This is a genomic window from Microbacterium sp. LMI1-1-1.1 (assembly GCF_040815675.1).
In the GTDB taxonomy this organism is placed as follows: domain Bacteria; phylum Actinomycetota; class Actinomycetes; order Actinomycetales; family Microbacteriaceae; genus Microbacterium.
Map to the genome: position 1 here is coordinate 123,904 of NZ_JBFPNN010000009.1, position 14,257 is coordinate 138,160.

Annotated in this window: 14 protein-coding genes and 2 tRNA genes; 9 read left to right on the forward strand and 7 right to left on the reverse strand. The window is 69.5% G+C overall.

Going from position 1 to position 14,257, the window contains the following annotated elements:
• The first annotated feature begins 17 nt into the window (after window positions 1-17).
• The 4 genes from gyrA (at window position 18) to MRBLMI1_RS13970 (ending at window position 3,275) form a co-directional block, all read left to right on the forward strand.
• Window positions 18-2,639, forward strand: a complete 2,622-nt coding sequence (gyrA, locus tag MRBLMI1_RS13955; RefSeq protein ID WP_367733860.1) for a DNA gyrase subunit A — start codon at window positions 18-20, stop codon at window positions 2,637-2,639.
• Window positions 2,636-3,040 (forward strand): DUF3566 domain-containing protein, encoded by a 405-nt coding sequence (locus tag MRBLMI1_RS13960; RefSeq protein ID WP_367733861.1) that lies wholly within the window; start codon window positions 2,636-2,638, stop codon window positions 3,038-3,040. Before gyrA ends, MRBLMI1_RS13960 begins: the two co-directional genes overlap by 4 nt.
• A 71-nt stretch (window positions 3,041-3,111) precedes the next feature.
• Window positions 3,112-3,185, forward strand: a tRNA-Ile gene (locus tag MRBLMI1_RS13965).
• Window positions 3,186-3,202: 17 nt separating this feature from the next.
• A tRNA-Ala gene (locus tag MRBLMI1_RS13970) sits at window positions 3,203-3,275 on the forward strand.
• Between the two features lie 5 nt (window positions 3,276-3,280).
• Here MRBLMI1_RS13970 and MRBLMI1_RS13975 read toward each other — a convergent pair.
• The 3 genes from MRBLMI1_RS13975 to MRBLMI1_RS13985 are packed head-to-tail and all read right to left on the reverse strand — an operon-like array spanning window position 3,281 to window position 5,686.
• A complete protein-coding gene (locus MRBLMI1_RS13975; RefSeq protein ID WP_367733862.1) occupies window positions 3,281-4,576 on the reverse strand; it encodes an acyltransferase family protein in 1,296 nt (431 codons plus the stop codon).
• Between the two features lie 58 nt (window positions 4,577-4,634).
• Entirely contained in the window at window positions 4,635-5,114 is a 480-nt protein-coding gene (locus MRBLMI1_RS13980) for an aminoacyl-tRNA deacylase (RefSeq protein ID WP_367733863.1), read from the reverse strand.
• On the reverse strand, window positions 5,111-5,686 hold the full coding sequence (locus MRBLMI1_RS13985) for a DNA helicase (RefSeq protein ID WP_367733864.1): 576 nt from the start codon (window positions 5,684-5,686) through the stop codon (window positions 5,111-5,113). Before MRBLMI1_RS13985 ends, MRBLMI1_RS13980 begins: the two co-directional genes overlap by 4 nt.
• 99 nt (window positions 5,687-5,785) lie before the next feature.
• On the opposite strand from MRBLMI1_RS13985, the gene MRBLMI1_RS13990 reads away from it, so the two are divergent.
• Both MRBLMI1_RS13990 and MRBLMI1_RS13995 read left to right on the forward strand, forming a co-directional pair.
• A complete protein-coding gene (locus tag MRBLMI1_RS13990) occupies window positions 5,786-6,343 on the forward strand; it encodes a peptidylprolyl isomerase (protein ID WP_367733866.1) in 558 nt (185 codons plus the stop codon).
• 12 nt (window positions 6,344-6,355) lie between these two features.
• Window positions 6,356-7,285, forward strand: coding sequence for a rhomboid family intramembrane serine protease (locus MRBLMI1_RS13995; RefSeq protein ID WP_367733867.1), 930 nt, complete (start codon window positions 6,356-6,358; stop codon window positions 7,283-7,285).
• Window positions 7,286-7,356: 71 nt separating this feature from the next.
• Here MRBLMI1_RS13995 and MRBLMI1_RS14000 read toward each other — a convergent pair whose 3' ends face one another.
• Window positions 7,357-7,596: a cell division protein CrgA gene (locus MRBLMI1_RS14000; RefSeq protein ID WP_367733868.1), complete on the reverse strand. Its 240-nt coding sequence runs from the start codon at window positions 7,594-7,596 to the stop codon at window positions 7,357-7,359.
• Between the two features lie 53 nt (window positions 7,597-7,649).
• Here MRBLMI1_RS14000 and MRBLMI1_RS14005 point away from each other — a divergent pair, with 53 nt between their 5' ends.
• Genes MRBLMI1_RS14005 through MRBLMI1_RS14015 form a run of 3 tightly spaced genes read left to right on the forward strand, consistent with a single transcriptional unit; the run spans window position 7,650 to window position 9,243 of the window.
• Window positions 7,650-8,435, forward strand: a complete 786-nt coding sequence (locus MRBLMI1_RS14005) for a class E sortase (protein WP_367733870.1) — start codon at window positions 7,650-7,652, stop codon at window positions 8,433-8,435.
• Complete coding sequence (locus MRBLMI1_RS14010) at window positions 8,435-8,590, forward strand: hypothetical protein (protein ID WP_367733871.1); 156 nt, start codon at window positions 8,435-8,437, stop codon at window positions 8,588-8,590. Before MRBLMI1_RS14005 ends, MRBLMI1_RS14010 begins: the two co-directional genes overlap by 1 nt.
• The gene (locus MRBLMI1_RS14015; RefSeq protein ID WP_367733873.1) at window positions 8,587-9,243 is read left to right on the forward strand and encodes an anthranilate synthase component II; all 657 of its coding nucleotides are present in this window, start codon (window positions 8,587-8,589) and stop codon (window positions 9,241-9,243) included. The genes MRBLMI1_RS14010 and MRBLMI1_RS14015 overlap by 4 nt, the downstream gene beginning before the upstream one ends.
• Here MRBLMI1_RS14015 and pknB read toward each other — a convergent pair.
• From pknB to MRBLMI1_RS14030, 3 genes are read right to left on the reverse strand one after another with little or no spacing between them, the layout of a single operon-like run.
• Complete coding sequence (gene pknB, locus MRBLMI1_RS14020) at window positions 9,215-10,918, reverse strand: Stk1 family PASTA domain-containing Ser/Thr kinase (protein WP_367733874.1); 1,704 nt, start codon at window positions 10,916-10,918, stop codon at window positions 9,215-9,217. The genes MRBLMI1_RS14015 and pknB overlap by 29 nt on opposite strands.
• A 56-nt stretch (window positions 10,919-10,974) precedes the next feature.
• Window positions 10,975-12,777 (reverse strand): protein kinase domain-containing protein, encoded by a 1,803-nt coding sequence (locus MRBLMI1_RS14025; RefSeq protein WP_367733876.1) that lies wholly within the window; start codon window positions 12,775-12,777, stop codon window positions 10,975-10,977.
• Complete coding sequence (locus MRBLMI1_RS14030) at window positions 12,774-14,234, reverse strand: peptidoglycan D,D-transpeptidase FtsI family protein (RefSeq protein ID WP_367733877.1); 1,461 nt, start codon at window positions 14,232-14,234, stop codon at window positions 12,774-12,776. Before MRBLMI1_RS14030 ends, MRBLMI1_RS14025 begins: the two co-directional genes overlap by 4 nt.
• Window positions 14,235-14,257 lie beyond the last annotated feature (23 nt).

Below are 14,257 nucleotides of genomic sequence, written 5' to 3' on the forward strand. Positions count from 1 at the left end.
CACGAAACTGAGACTCCATGGCTGACGACACCCCCGGCGACGACGAGACCCGTCCCGAGACCGCGCACAATCACGGCAAGATCGACCAGGTCGATCTGCAGCTGGAGATGCAGCGGAGCTACCTCGACTACGCGATGAGCGTCATCGTCGGTCGCGCTCTGCCCGACGTCCGCGACGGCCTCAAGCCCGTCCACCGCCGCGTCATCTACGGCATGTACGACGGCGGCTTCCGTCCCGACAAGTCGTTCTCCAAGTGCGCCCGTGTCGTCGGCGAGGTCATGGGGCACTACCACCCCCACGGCGACGCGCCCATCTACGACGCCCTCGTCCGTCTCGTCCAGCCGTGGTCGCTGCGCTATCCCCTCGCGCTCGGTCAGGGCAACTTCGGCTCGCCCGGCAACCAGGGCGCCGCCGCCCCGCGCTACACCGAGACGAAGATGGCGAACCTCGCGCTCGAGATGGTGCGCGACATCGAAGAGGACACCGTCGACTTCGAGGACAACTACGACGGGCAGACGCAGGAGCCCGTCGTTCTGCCCTCGCGGTTCCCCAACCTCCTCGTCAACGGCTCCGTCGGCATCGCAGTGGGCATGGCGACGAACATCCCGCCGCACAACCTCCGCGAGGTCGCGGCCGGCGCGCTGTGGGCCCTGGAGAACCCGGATGCCACGCGTGACGAGCTCCTCGAGGCGCTCATGCAGCGCATCCCGGGGCCGGACTTCCCGACGGCCGCCCAGATCCTGGGCACCCGCGGCATCAAGGACGCGTACCGCACCGGTCGCGGCTCGATCACGATGCGCGCAGTCGTCAACATCGAGGAGATCCAGGGGCGCACCTGCCTCGTCATCACCGAGCTCCCGTACCAGGTCAACCCCGACAACGTCGCGGTCAAGATCGGCGACCTCGCCCGCGAGGGCAAGATCACGGGCATCGCGGACATCCGCGACGAGACCTCCGGCCGCACCGGCCAGCGTCTCGTGGTCGTGCTCAAGCGCGACGCCGTCGCCAAGGTCGTGCTGAACAACCTGTACAAGCACACGCAGCTGCAGGAGAACTTCGGCGCCAACATGCTGGCGATCGTCGACGGCGTGCCGCGCACGCTGTCGCTGGACGGGTTCATCAGCCTGTGGATCGACCACCAGATCGAGGTCATCGTCCGCCGCACGCAGTACCGCCTGCGTAAGGCGGAGGAGCGGATGCACATCCTGCGCGGCCTCCTCAAGGCGCTCGACGCCCTGGACGAGGTCATCGCGCTCATCCGCCGCTCGCCCACGCCCCAGGAGGCGAACGAGGGCCTGCAGAAGCTCCTCGACATCGACGACATCCAGGCGTCGGCGATCCTCGACATGCAGCTGCGCCGCCTCGCCGCTCTCGAGCGTCAGAAGATCATCGACGAGGCCAACGAGCTCGAGGCCCGCATCGCGGACTACAACGACATCCTGGCCACGCCCGCCCGGCAGCGCACGATCATCCGCGACGAGCTCGGTGCCATCACCGACAAGTTCGGCGACGACCGCCGCACCGAGATCCTGCACGGCTTCGACGGCGACGTCTCGGTCGAGGACCTCATCGCCGAAGAGGAGATGGTGGTCACCGTCACGCGCGACGGCTACATCAAGCGCACCCGCAGCGACAACTACCGCTCGCAGCACCGTGGCGGCAAGGGCGTCAAGGGCGCACAGCTGCGCGCCGACGACGTCGTCGAGCACTTCTTCGTCACGACGACGCACCACTGGCTCCTGTTCTTCACGAACAAGGGCCGGGTGTACCGGTCGAAGGCCTACGAGGTGCCGGAGGCCGGGCGGGATGCCAAGGGCCAGCACGTCGCGAACCTCCTCGCTCTGCAGCCCGACGAGGAGATCGCGCAGATCCTCGACATCCGGGACTACAACGTCGCGACGTACCTCGTGCTCGCGACCCGCAGCGGCCTCGTCAAGAAGACGCGTCTCACGGAGTACGACACCAACCGCCAGGGCGGCGTGATCGCGATCAAGCTCCGCGGACAGGCCACCGACGAGGGCGACGAGACCGAGCAGGGCGCGGACGAGCTCGTCAGCGCGCTGCTCGTCGACGAGGGCGAGGACATCCTCCTCATCAGCCGCCTGGGGATGTCGCTGCGCTTCTCGGCGACCGACAACGCCCTGCGCCCGATGGGCCGGTCGACCTCGGGTGTGAAGGGCATGGACTTCCGCCCCGGCGACAGCCTCCTCTCGGCATCCGTCGCCAAGGACGACGAGTTCGTCTTCATCGTCACCGAGGGCGGCTACGCGAAGCGCACCGCGGTGACCGAGTACCGCATGCAGAACCGCGGCGGTCTGGGCATCAAGGTCGCGCGTCTGACGGACGATCGCGGCGTCCTCGCGGGCGGGATGATGGTGTCCGAGGGCGACGAGGTCCTCGTGGTTCTTGCCAGCGGCAAGGTGGTACGCTCTGCCGTGGCCGAGGTCCCTGCCAAGGGTCGCGACACCATGGGTGTCGTGTTCGCTCGTGCGGGAGGCGACGACAGGATCATCGCGATCGCGCGCAACACCGAGCGCAACCTGGCCGAGACGACGGAGACACCTGCTGACGCCGCCGCCACTCCCGCGGACGGCTCGGCCTCCTCCTCCGAGACCCCCGAGGAAAGTACTGACGCATGAGCACGGTAGCCGACAAACTCGCCAAGAAGTCGACGCACAAGACCCCGGCCAAGCAGGTTCGCCTGCGCCTGGTCTACATCGACTTCTGGTCGGCCGTGAAGCTGTCCTTCCTGGCGGCGGTGGCCCTGGCCATCGTGACCGTCGTGTCGTTCTTCCTCGTCTACCTCGTGGTCGAGGCGACGGGCCTGATCGGTCGCGTGGACGAGTTCTTCCAGACCCTCAGCGACGGCGGCGCGTCCATCCAGGACTTCGTCGGTCTGCCCCAGGTGATGGCCTTCGCGGCCATCGTCGCCATCCTGAACCTCGTCGTCACGACGGTCATGGGCGCCGTGGTGGCGGGCATCTACAACCTCGCGGTCAAGGTCACGGGCGGTCTGCTCGTGGGCTTCACGTCCAACTGACGTCGATTCGTCAAAACCTCGGGATTCAGGTAAAGTCTTCGAGGTTGACGACGAAAAGTCGTCGGCGAGACGGGGCTATAGCTCAGGCGGTTAGAGCGCTTCACTGATAATGAAGAGGTCCCAGGTTCAAGTCCTGGTAGCCCCACCCTTCTCCTCCCTCACGGGGCCTTAGCTCAGTTGGTAGAGCGCCTGCTTTGCAAGCAGGATGTCAGGAGTTCGAATCTCCTAGGCTCCACAGTCTCACCGGCCCCGGGCCTCCCCGGTCGCCGTTCCTTCGGCCTCGTCCGTCCTCTTGCTCCATCTCAGGAGCCCGACGGATGCCACCAGCAGCAGGGCCCCGCCCACGGCGAACGCCGCGCTCATTCCCCACTCCATCACCGCGAACGGGGGAGCGAAGGCGCAGATCCAGCCGACGGCGACGGGACCGGTGGCCGCGGTCCGGCGCGGCCGGCCGATCCGCTCCACGCGGACCAGTAACGCGGACAGGGCGAGGACGACGGCGAAGGTCGCGACGAACAGGAGCGGCCGCGTCACCCACCACGTCTCGGAGGCCGGGGCAGGTGCCCCTCCCGGGATGAGCAGCAGCAGCCCGCTGAGCACGAGGATGACCGGCAGGTGCCACAGGTAGACCGTCATGAGACGTGACCCGACGAGCCAGACGACCGTGCGGAGGACGCGCGTACGCATGAGCCTCGTCAACGGCGCCTTCACCAGTCGGAGGACGCACGCCTGGGCGACTCCCAGGACGACGAGCGGCAGCGTGGGCGGGTTGAGGTCGGCGAGGAGGTCGGGCGCCCACGGTCCCCAGGCCAGCAGGCCCGCCAGGACGACGGATGCCGCGACCGCGATCGCGATCAGGACGGACGGTCGCCGTCGGTCGAACCAGCCGTCGTGGTACCAGAAGCCGATCTGCTGCACGAGCGGCCAGACGAACAACAGATTGAGCAGCCCGACCTGCTCGATGCCGGTGGAGTAGCGGGCGGCATCCACGAGGACGACCCCCGCCGTCAGCGCCAGGAGCGTCCTCCGCGGCGCGACGGCGTGCAGCCGGGCGAGGAGCGGCACCCCGGCCTGGCACAGCAGGTAGGCGGCGAGGAACCACAGGGGCATCCCCGCGCCGAGGGCGGCGGCGTCGACGATCGCCGGGTCGATCGGGAGGAGGGATGCCACCCAGAGCACGACCGCGAGGAACACGAAGAGCGGCAGAGCGGGCTGAGCGAGCCGCAGCACGCGCGATCGGACGAAGCCGGCCGCATCGCCGCCCTTCGCCGTCCACGACGACCAGCCGGCGGCCGAGGCGAACCCGCCCACGACGAAGAAGAGGGGCATGATCTGCCCGAACCACGTGGCCGCGGCGAACCACGGCTGGCTCTCCGCCGGTCGCGACGTGACGACGCCGCCGTCGGGTCCGTAGCCCACCCCGACCTGAAGGAGATGAACCACGACCACGAAGACGACGGCCGCGACGCGGGCGAGATCAAGGGTGAGATCGCGACGGGAAACGTCGGGCGTCGCGTCGGAGGAGAGGGTGACCATCGGCCCATGATGGGGTGCCGCCGGGACGGCTTCTCTCACCCGTCGGGCGGGTGAGACCTCAGCGAGGGGTGAGCTCCGTGGTGATGTCGGCCACCGTGGCGTCGTAGGCCGCGATCAAGTCGTCGGCCTCGACGAACAGGCTGTACCCGTGCGCGCCCGCTCCCATGGCGATTCTCCGCCCGACGATGCGCTCGTCGGCATACACCGGCCACGCCGTGGAGCTGCCGATGGGGACGATCGTCCCGCGCTCGTAGCCGGTGGCCGCCAGAGCGACCTCGGGCTCGGGCAGCCGGAGCTTGTTCACCCCCACGATCGCCCGCAGCTTGGGCCAGGAGATCGCACGATCACCCGGTACCAAGGCGAAGAGGAACGTGTCGTCGGAGCGCTTGACCACGAGCGTCTTCACCAGCGCGTCGGGACCGATGCCGAGGAGCTCGGCCGCCTCGTGCAGGCTGCCCGCCTCGGGCCGTTCGCGCAGATCGACAGAGAGGCCGCGCTCGCGCGCGGCCTCTCGGACTCGTTCGGTGGGATCGCTCACGCGTCGGGCGCGCGCAGCGGGTCGTCCGCCACCCACAGCTCGTCGTCGGCACGGAGCGTCTGCCATGCGGCGTACGCGACGCCCGCTGCGGCGACGACACCGAGGACGATGGCGATGACGCCGCCGGCGCCGATGCCCGAGCTCTGCTTCGGGAGCTTGGCGGCCAGGCGCTTGGTGGTCTTCTTGCCGTACTTCTCGGCACGCTTGGCGTACTTCTTGGTGTCGAGCTCGCCGAAGCCCTTGCCCTTCGCGAGGCGGTCGCGCGTGTCGTGCGCGGCATCCCAGACGGACATGGCGCCGCCGACGACGGCACCGGCCGCGGGGACCACCTTGTCGCTGAGCAGGCGGTTGCTGAACTTCACGCTCTTGTCGACGTACGGGGCGGCGTACTTGCCGTACCCGTCCTGGACGGCGGGAACCAGGTCTTCTTTGCTGTAGCGAGCAATCTGGTGGCCGGCTTCGCGAGCCACCTTTCCGCTCTCGCCGAGCAGCACCTGCTGCGACTCCCACACCTTCGCGGCGTGCTTCTGGAGCTTGCGCAGTTCCTTCTTGCTCTTGCGGCTGAGGCTCACGACTCATCCTCCCTATCGATGGGATGTACGCCAGTCATCTTGCCAGAACGACCGCCCCCGCCCGCGGACCCTTGCAGATAACTCTGAGAGAATGTAGCCATGGCCACTCACTCCGCCGTCGCGACCCTGCACACCAACCACGGCGACATCGTCGTCAACCTGTTCGGCGATCACGCGCCGCGCACCGTCCGCAACTTCGTCGGCCTCGCCGACGGCTCGCAGGAGTGGACCGACCCGGCCACCGGCGAGAAGGGGCAGGGCCCGCTCTACTCGAACGTCGTCTTCCACCGCATCATCCCCGGCTTCATGATCCAGGGCGGTGACCCCCTGGGCCAGGGCGTCGGCGGCCCCGGCTACACGTTCAACGACGAGATCCACCCCGAGCTCGACTTCTCGGCCCCGTACAAGCTCGCCATGGCCAACGCCGGCCTGCGCCGCAACGCCATCACCGGTCAGCCCGAGGGCACGAACGGCTCGCAGTTCTTCATCACCACCGACCCGACCCCGTGGCTGCAGGGCAAGCACACGATCTTCGGCGAGGTGGCCGACGACGACTCGAAGGCCGTCGTCGACGCGATCAGCAAGGTCCGGACCGCCGCGGGCGACCGACCCATCGAGCCCGTCGTGCTCGAGTCGGTCGACGTCGTGACGGTCTGACCCCCGCCGACGGTGTCCACCAGCGAGGAGTTCCGTCGCAACAGCGAGAACTTCTGTTACCGGCATCCTGACCGGCAGAGCTTCGTGCTGTGCCAGCGCTGCCTGCGGACGGTCTGCTCCGAGTGCCGCACTCCCGCGGCTGTCGGGGTCATCTGTCCCGAGTGCATGGCGCAGCAGCGTGCGGCCGAGACGCCCGCGCAGAAGAAGGCGCAGCGCCGGTGGGCATCGTCACGGCCGGTCGCGCTGGTGGCATCCGGTCGTCCGAAGGTCACGCTGGCCATCGTCGCCGTCACGGGTCTGGCGTACATCATCGGTCTGATCCCCGGTGTGGGCTCGCTGCTCACGCAGCTGCTCGCGTTCAACAGCGTCTACCTGCTGCCGCAGGTGGGTCTGCAGCCGTGGCGGCTCCTGACGGTGGGTCTCGTCCACGCCGGGTTCTTCCACGTGGGCCTCAACATGCTGGCCCTGTGGTTCATCGGCCGGAACCTGGAGCCGATGCTCGGCCGCGGGCGCTTCCTCGCGCTCTACCTGCTCGGTCTGCTCGGAGGCTCCGTCGCGGTGGCCCTGCTGGCGCCCGGCACCTGGGTCGTCGGTGCGTCGGGTGCGATCTTCGCCCTCTTCGGGGCGCTGCTCGTGATCGGGCGGCACATCGGTGCCGACATCCGGCTCATCGCGATCATCATCGGCATCAACTTCGCGCTGCCGTTCGTGCTGGCGCTGGTCAACTCCATCGGCACCGGCGACTTCATCGGCGCGCTGAACAACGTCGGCGTCTCGTGGCAGGCCCACCTGGGCGGGCTGGCGACGGGCGCGATCGTCGGCCTGATCTATGCTCGGACGCGACTTCAGCGTCAGAAGCCCGTGCAGATCGGCCTGCTGGTCGCGGTCGGCGTCGCGCTGCTGGCCGCCCTCGCGATCCCCGCCGTGGTCTACTTCAGCTGAAAGTTATCCACAGGCTCATCCACAGGTGGGGATGAATCACATCCGTGTAATTCGTCCCCACCGAGCGGGTGTCAGCGCCAGCGGGTCGTCATCAGGAATCCGACGAACGCGATGCCGAACCCGATGACGAGGTTCCAGGCACCGATCCCCGGCACGGGGAACTGCGAGTTGCTGAGGTAGAAGACGAGCACCCAGACGAGGCCGATCAGCATGAGGCCGATCATGATCGGCAGGAACCACACCGGGTTCGGGGCCGAGTTGCCCTCGTTGCGCTCGACGATCGGGTCTTCGTCGTTGCCTGTACGAGCCATGCGCACAGTCTAATGCTCAGGTCCCGCCGGACCCACGGAACTAGACTGCCGTCGTGCACACCGTTCCCCCTGCTGAGAACCGGCGCACGCGCCGCCGCGCACCGCGGCGACGTCGCGTCTCGGTGATCGGCGTCTTCGGCGAGCTCCTCATGACCGCGGGCGTCCTGGTCTTCCTGTTCGTGGCCTGGCAGCTGTGGATCGGCGACGAGATCTACAGTGCACAGCGCACCGCCGAGGCCGCGGAGCAGTCCGAGGAGTGGCAGGCCGAGTTCGAGGCATCCCAGCCCTCCCTCCCCGCCGCGGAGCCGACCCCGGACGCGCCCCAGGAGATCGAGCCGCCCGACATGCCGAAGCCGGCGGACGCCGAGGTCTTCGCGAACATGCACATCCCGCGCTTCGGCGTCGACTACGTCTACAAGATCGCGGGCGGGGTCACGCGCGCCAACACCCTCGACCCCATCGGGATCGGGCACTACAACGACACGGTCATGCCGGGTCAGGTCGGCAACTTCGCCCTCGCCGCCCATCGCACGACGTACGGCAAGCCGTTCAACCGCATCGCGGACCTGCACGTGAACGACGCGATCGTCGTCGAGACGCCGGCGGGCTGGTACACCTACCGGTTCCGCACCCTCGAGTACGTCACGCCCGACGAGGTCGACGTCCTCCGCGACGTGCCGCAGCACCCCGACCTGCCGGCGGACGGACGGTACATCACCATGACGAGCTGCAGTCCGATGTTCTCGCTCGCCGAGCGCATCGTCGCGTACGGCGTCTTCGAGTCGTACACGCCGCGCGAAGCCGGACCGCCGGCCGCGCTGACGGAAGGGGTCGCCTGATGTACGGCGCACTGTGGAGGGTCCTGCCGGGACCGTGGTTCGTCCGGCTGTTCATCGTCCTCGTGCTGCTGGTGGCGGTGCTCTACGGACTGTTCTTCTACGTCTTCCCCTGGGTGAACGAGATCGTGAACCCGCAGGAGGTCACCGTCGGGTGACGGGCTTCCGCGTCCGCGTCGTCGACAACCACGACAGCTTCGTCCACATCCTCGCCGGGTACCTGACCGACCTCGGTGCGGAGACGGAGCTCATCCCGTCCGACGCCATCACCGACGTCACCGCCGCGGTGGCCGGAGTGGATGCCGTCGTGGTGTCGCCCGGACCCGGGACGCCCGAGACGGCGGGCATGTCGATCCCGGTCGTCCGCGAGAGCGCGGAGCGCGGCATCCCCCTCCTCGGGGTCTGCCTCGGCCATCAGGCGATCGGCGCGGCGTTCGGCGCCCGCGTGACCCATGCCCCCGAGCTGCTGCACGGCATCACCAGCCGGATCCGACACTCGGGCGCGAGCGTCTTCCAAGGGATGCCGGACGGTTTCGCGGCCACCCGCTACCACTCGCTCGCCATCGACCCGGCGACGGTGCCCGACGAGCTCGAGGTCACGGCGCGGACGGACGGCGGCGTGATCATGGGCGTCGCGCACCGCGCGGCCCCGGTCGCGGGCGTGCAGTTCCACCCGGAGAGCATCCTCACCGAGGGCGGCTACACGCTGCTCGCGACGTGGCTCGAGAGCGCCGGGATGGCGGAGGCCCCCCGCCGGGCGGAAGGGCGTCAGCCGCGGGGGGTCACGCCCCCGTGCACACCGTCAGCGTGATCTCGCTGTGCACCGGCACCTCGCCCGGGGCGAGCGACTGCGTGCGCACCGTCTGAGGGTTCGTGGCCGGGCACCCCGGGTCGTCCTGTCGGACCACGGTCAGCTGGAGCCGCTCGGACTCGAGCTCGCGGATCGCGGCGTCGACGGTGTACCCGGTGTAGTCGACGATCACGACGCGACCGCTCGCGACGGTGAGGTTCACCGTCGTCCCCCGCGCGACCTGCGCGCCGGACGCGGCGCTGGCCTCGATGACCGTTCCGCGCTCCAGCGCCGGGTCGTTCTGCCGGCGGATGCTGCCGACGGTCAGGCCGGCGGACTCGATCGACGCGCGCGCCGCCTCCTCGCCGAGCCCGTCGAGGGGTGGGACGGTCGCCGTGTCGGGGCCCGTCGAGACGTAGAGGGTGACCTGCTGGCCCGCGACGACGGCCGTGTCCACCTCGGGGGTGGACCGGATGACGTTGCCGGCGGCGACGGTCTCGCTGGTCTCGTCGACGCGCGAGGCGACGAGCTCCTGTTCTTCGAGGGCCTCGACGGCGCGCTCGTAGGTCATCGAGCTCACGTCGGGCACCATGCGTGCGGTGCTGGGGACGTTGCTGCTGGGCTGGATCTGCACGACCCAGAACAGCACGGACACGAGCAGCACCGCGAGGAACGCGACGCCGGCCCAGATCCAGGCGACCGGGGGCCCGGGCTGCGTGCGACGCATGGTCGTGTCGGTGCTCAGCTGACGGAGGGAGCGGGCCGTCTCCGCGGCCTGGCGGGGGTTGGGCCCGTACAGCTCGCTCGACAGCGCGGACACCTGACGCTTGCTCGGCGCCTTGCCCTCGACCGTCGCGTCGAGGGCCTCCCGGAAGCCCGCCGCATCCTGGGGACGCTGGAACGGGTCCTTCGCGAGGGCGCGCAGGACGACGGCGTCGACGGCGCGCGGGACGCTCTCGTTCAGCTCGCTCGGCGGGACCGGTGCCTCGCTGACGTGCTGGTAGGCGACGGCCACGGGAGTGTCGCCGCGGAACGGCGGGCGTCCGGTGAGCAGCTCGTAGAGGACGACGCCGGTGGAGTAGAGGTCGGCACGGGCGTCGACGGACTCGCCCTTGGCCTGCTCGGGGGAGAAGTACGCGGCCGTTCCGATGATGGCGGTGGTCTCGGCCACGGTCGAGGACGAGTCCGACACCGCGCGCGCGATGCCGAAGTCCATGACCTTCACCTGACCGGCATCCGTGATCATCACGTTGCCCGGCTTGATGTCGCGGTGCACGACACCGGCGCGGTGCGAGTACTCGAGAGCCTCCAGGATGCCGTCGACGTAGCGGAGCGTCGCGTCCAGCGGAACCGGTCCGTCCGCGATGACGTCCTTGAGCAGACGTCCGTGCACGAGCTCCATCACGATGTACGGCACGGGCCGGTCGTGGCCGTCGTAGCCGGTCTCGCTGTCCTCGCCCGCGTCGAATACGCGCACGATCGACGGGTGGGCCATGCGAGAAGCCGCCTGAGCCTCGAGACGGAAGCGCGTGCGGAAGGCGGCATCCCCGGCGAGGTCCGCCTTGAGGATCTTGATCGCGACCGTCCGGCCCAGGGTCTGGTCGTACCCGCGGTACACGCTGGCCATGCCGCCGCGACCGATGAGGTCGTCGACGCGGTAGCGCCCGGAAAGGACGCGCGTCGTCTCAGTGGTCACGGTGGAGCTCCTGGCGTGGTGTTTCGGGGATGGTGCGTGCTTTCCGGGGGCGGGTCTCAGCCGTTGCCGTTGCCGTTGCCGTTCCCGTTCCCGTTCCCGTTCGATGCGCCGGTGTTGGTGGGGCTGGCGGACGGGGCGGGGGACGGGGTGTTGGGTGCGGTGATGGTGGCCGAGGCCTCCGACGACGGGCCGGCGGTGCGGTCGGTGCCCGAGCAGGTGACGGTGTAGGTCACGCGCAAGCTGTCGCCGACGGCGGTGCCGACGAGCAGCTGGGCGTTGCGATCGTTCGGGCCGAACGACGCGGTGGACGAGCCGTTCGCGGCGAAGGTGCCGTTCGCCGCGGTGAAGTCGTACCCCGTGACCGATCCGGTGCCCGAAGGGCACGTGTACTGCTGCCACGAGACCTGGACCGTGCTGCCGGCCTGGACCGACGAGCTCGGCAGGGTCGGAGTGCCGGGGGCCGGCAGGGCCGTCTGCTCGCCGAACACGCGGAGCGTGATGGTCGTGCCGCGCGCCACGAACCCGGTCGGGCTGACGGTGTCGACGAGTCCGACCTGGTCCGCGGTCGTCGCGGCGTTGCCCGGCTCGCAGGTCGCGCTGAGATTGTTCGCCCGGAGGGTCTCTCCGGCCGCCTCGCACGACTGCCCCACGAGGTTCAGGGCGTCGACGTCGACCAGCGCCTGCGTCTCGCTCGGCGTCGGGGTCTGCGATGGTGTGGAGGTGTTGGAGGGCTGGGGGGCCGTCGTGGTCGTCTCGACCGGCGCCGGGTCGTCCTGGTTGGTCAGCACCGCGATGAGCGTGCCGCCCAGGATGAGCAGGAGCAGGGCGATGAGGGCGACCAACGGCCACGTCCACGGGCTTCGCTTCTTCTTGCGCGGCTCCGGATCCTCCTCGACGTGCTGCTCGGTGAGGGCCGCGGTGGTCGGCATGAGGCGGGTGGCCGCCGAGGTCGCCGCACCGGCGGTGAGCAGCTGCGTCGCGTCGTCGACACCGGCGACGCCGCCCGCGATCGCGGGGACGGCGGCGGCTGCGGCCGTGAGGTCTCCGCGGCGGAGGGCGGTGGAGGCGCGCGAGACGGCGGCCGCGGACGCGGGGCGCTCCTCGGGCTTCTTGGCGATCATCGCCATGACGAGGTTCTGGACCGGCGGGGCGACCGTCGCGGGCAGCGGTGCGGGCTGCTCGTTGATCTGCGCCATGGCGATCGCGACCTGCGACTCGCCCGTGAACGGGCGCTTACCGGCGAGGCTCTCGTACGCCACGATGCCGAGCGAGTAGATGTCGGTGGCCGGCGACGCCGGGTGGCCGGACGCCTGCTCCGGCGACAGGTACTGCACGGTGCCCATGACCTGGCCGGTCGCGGTGAGCGGGACCTGGTCGGCGATGCGCGCGATGCCGAAGTCGGTGATCTTGACGCGGCCGTCCGGGGTGATGAGGAGGTTGCCGGGCTTGATGTCGCGGTGGACGAGACCGGCGGCGTGCGCGGCGTGCAGGGCGGCGGCCGTCTGGGCGACGATGTCGAGCGTCTTGTCGGTCGACAGGGTCGTCTCGCGCTCGAGGATCGTCGAGAGGGCCTCGCCCGGGACGAGCTCCATGACGAGGAAGGCGCTGCCGTCCTCCTCGCCGTAGTCGAAGACGCTGGCGATGCCCTCGTGGTTCACGAGAGCCGCGTGGCGCGCCTCCGCGCGGAAGCGCTCCAGGAAGCCCGGGTCGCCCATGTACTCGTCTTTGAGGATCTTGATGGCGACGGTCCGTCCGATGACGTGATCGGTCGCTTCCCAGACCTCGCCCATCCCCCCGATCGCGATCCGCGACTCGAGTTCGTAGCGTCCTCCGAAGGTCACACCCTGTGTCGGTCTCATCTACCCAGCACCGCCTCCATGACCTTCTTCGCTATCGGTGCGGCGATCTCGTTGCCGCTCCCGTTCTGTCCCTGTCCTCCGCCGTCCTCGACCACGACGGCGACGGCGACCTGGGGGTCGTCGGCCGGTGCGAACCCGGAGAACCAGAGGCTGTAGGGACGGGATCCGTTCTCGGCGGTACCGGTCTTACCCGCCACCTGGACCCCGTCTATTGTTGCATTCGACGCCACGCCGTCCTGGACGTTCGCCGTCATCATCGCGACCATCTCCGCCGCCAGCCCCTCGTCCAGCGCCCGGCCGAACTCGCTGCTGTCGTTGGACTCCCGCACGGACAGGTCCGGCGCGATCACGCGGTCGATCATGCGGGGGTTCATCACGACCCCGCCGTTCGCGATGCCCGCCGAGACCATGGCCATCTGCAGCGGCGTCGCCGTGACCTGCCCCTGTCCGAAGCCGCTGAGCGCGGTCTGCGGGGCGTCCAGGCTGTCGGGGTAGACCGAGGCGGTCGAGCTGAGCGGCATCTCGAACGAGGTGTTGAAGCCGTACTTCTCGGCCTCGGCGCGGATGGCGTCGTCGCCGAGCTCGACGGCGAGCTCCGCCATGGGGATGTTGCAGCTGAGGCGCAGGGCGTCGGCGATCGTCACGGTGTCGCCGCCGCCGCACGTCCCGCCGCCCGCGTTGCGGACGATGTTCGTCGACTGCGGCAGCTGGTACTCGGCGACGTTGGGGAACGTGGACTCCGGGGTGTAGCGGCCGGATGCGAGAGCCGCGGACGCCACGACGAGCTTGAACGTCGACCCTGGCGGGTTGAGGTTGCCGCCGATGGCGCGGTTGACCATCGGCTGCCGCGGGTCCGCCATGAGCTGGTTGTAGATGGCATCCACCGCCGCCGTGTCGTGGGACGCGAGCTGGTTCGTGTCGTAGCTCGGCGTGGTGACCATCGCGAGGATGCGTCCGGTGGACGGCTCGATCGCGACGACGGAGCCCTGGTAACCGGCCTGCGTGAGGGCGTCCCAGGCGGCGCGCTGCGCCGTGGCATCCAGGGAGAGCTCCACGTTCGATCCGCGCGGGGCCTGGCCGGTGATGGCGCGGTCGATGCGCGAGAAGAGCTGCGACCCGTCCGACCCGCTGAGGACGTCGTTCGCGGCGCGCTCGATGCCGGTCGACGAGTCGAGCACCGGGTTCAGGTAGCCGGTCACGGGCGCCCACATGTCGGCATCCACGTACTGGCGCTGCCAGCTGTAGACGTCGTTCGAGGGCACGGACGACGCGATCGCCGCGCCGCTGGCGATGATCGAGCCGCGCTGCACCTCGTACGAGTCGTAGAGCGCGCGCGTGTTGCCGGGGGTGTTCGCGAGGGTCGTGGCCTGCACGACCTGGATGATGCTCGTGGAGACGAACAGGGCGAGGAACATCGCCAGCATGACGACGCTGAGGCGTCGGAGCTCCTTGGTCACGGTGCCTCCTCCGGGGTGCGCGT

Coding starts and splice junctions, on each gene's coding strand:
- MRBLMI1_RS13990 (WP_367733866.1), top strand. CDS start 5,786: ATGGCCACTCACTCCGCCGTCGCGACCCTGCACACCAACCACGGCGAC.
- MRBLMI1_RS13975 (WP_367733862.1), bottom strand. CDS start 4,576: ATGGTCACCCTCTCCTCCGACGCGACGCCCGACGTTTCCCGTCGCGAT.
- MRBLMI1_RS14000 (WP_367733868.1), bottom strand. CDS start 7,596: ATGGCTCGTACAGGCAACGACGAAGACCCGATCGTCGAGCGCAACGAG.
- MRBLMI1_RS13960 (WP_367733861.1), top strand. CDS start 2,636: ATGAGCACGGTAGCCGACAAACTCGCCAAGAAGTCGACGCACAAGACC.
- MRBLMI1_RS14010 (WP_367733871.1), top strand. CDS start 8,435: ATGTACGGCGCACTGTGGAGGGTCCTGCCGGGACCGTGGTTCGTCCGG.
- MRBLMI1_RS14025 (WP_367733876.1), bottom strand. CDS start 12,777: ATGAGACCGACACAGGGTGTGACCTTCGGAGGACGCTACGAACTCGAG.
- gyrA (WP_367733860.1), top strand. CDS start 18: ATGGCTGACGACACCCCCGGCGACGACGAGACCCGTCCCGAGACCGCG.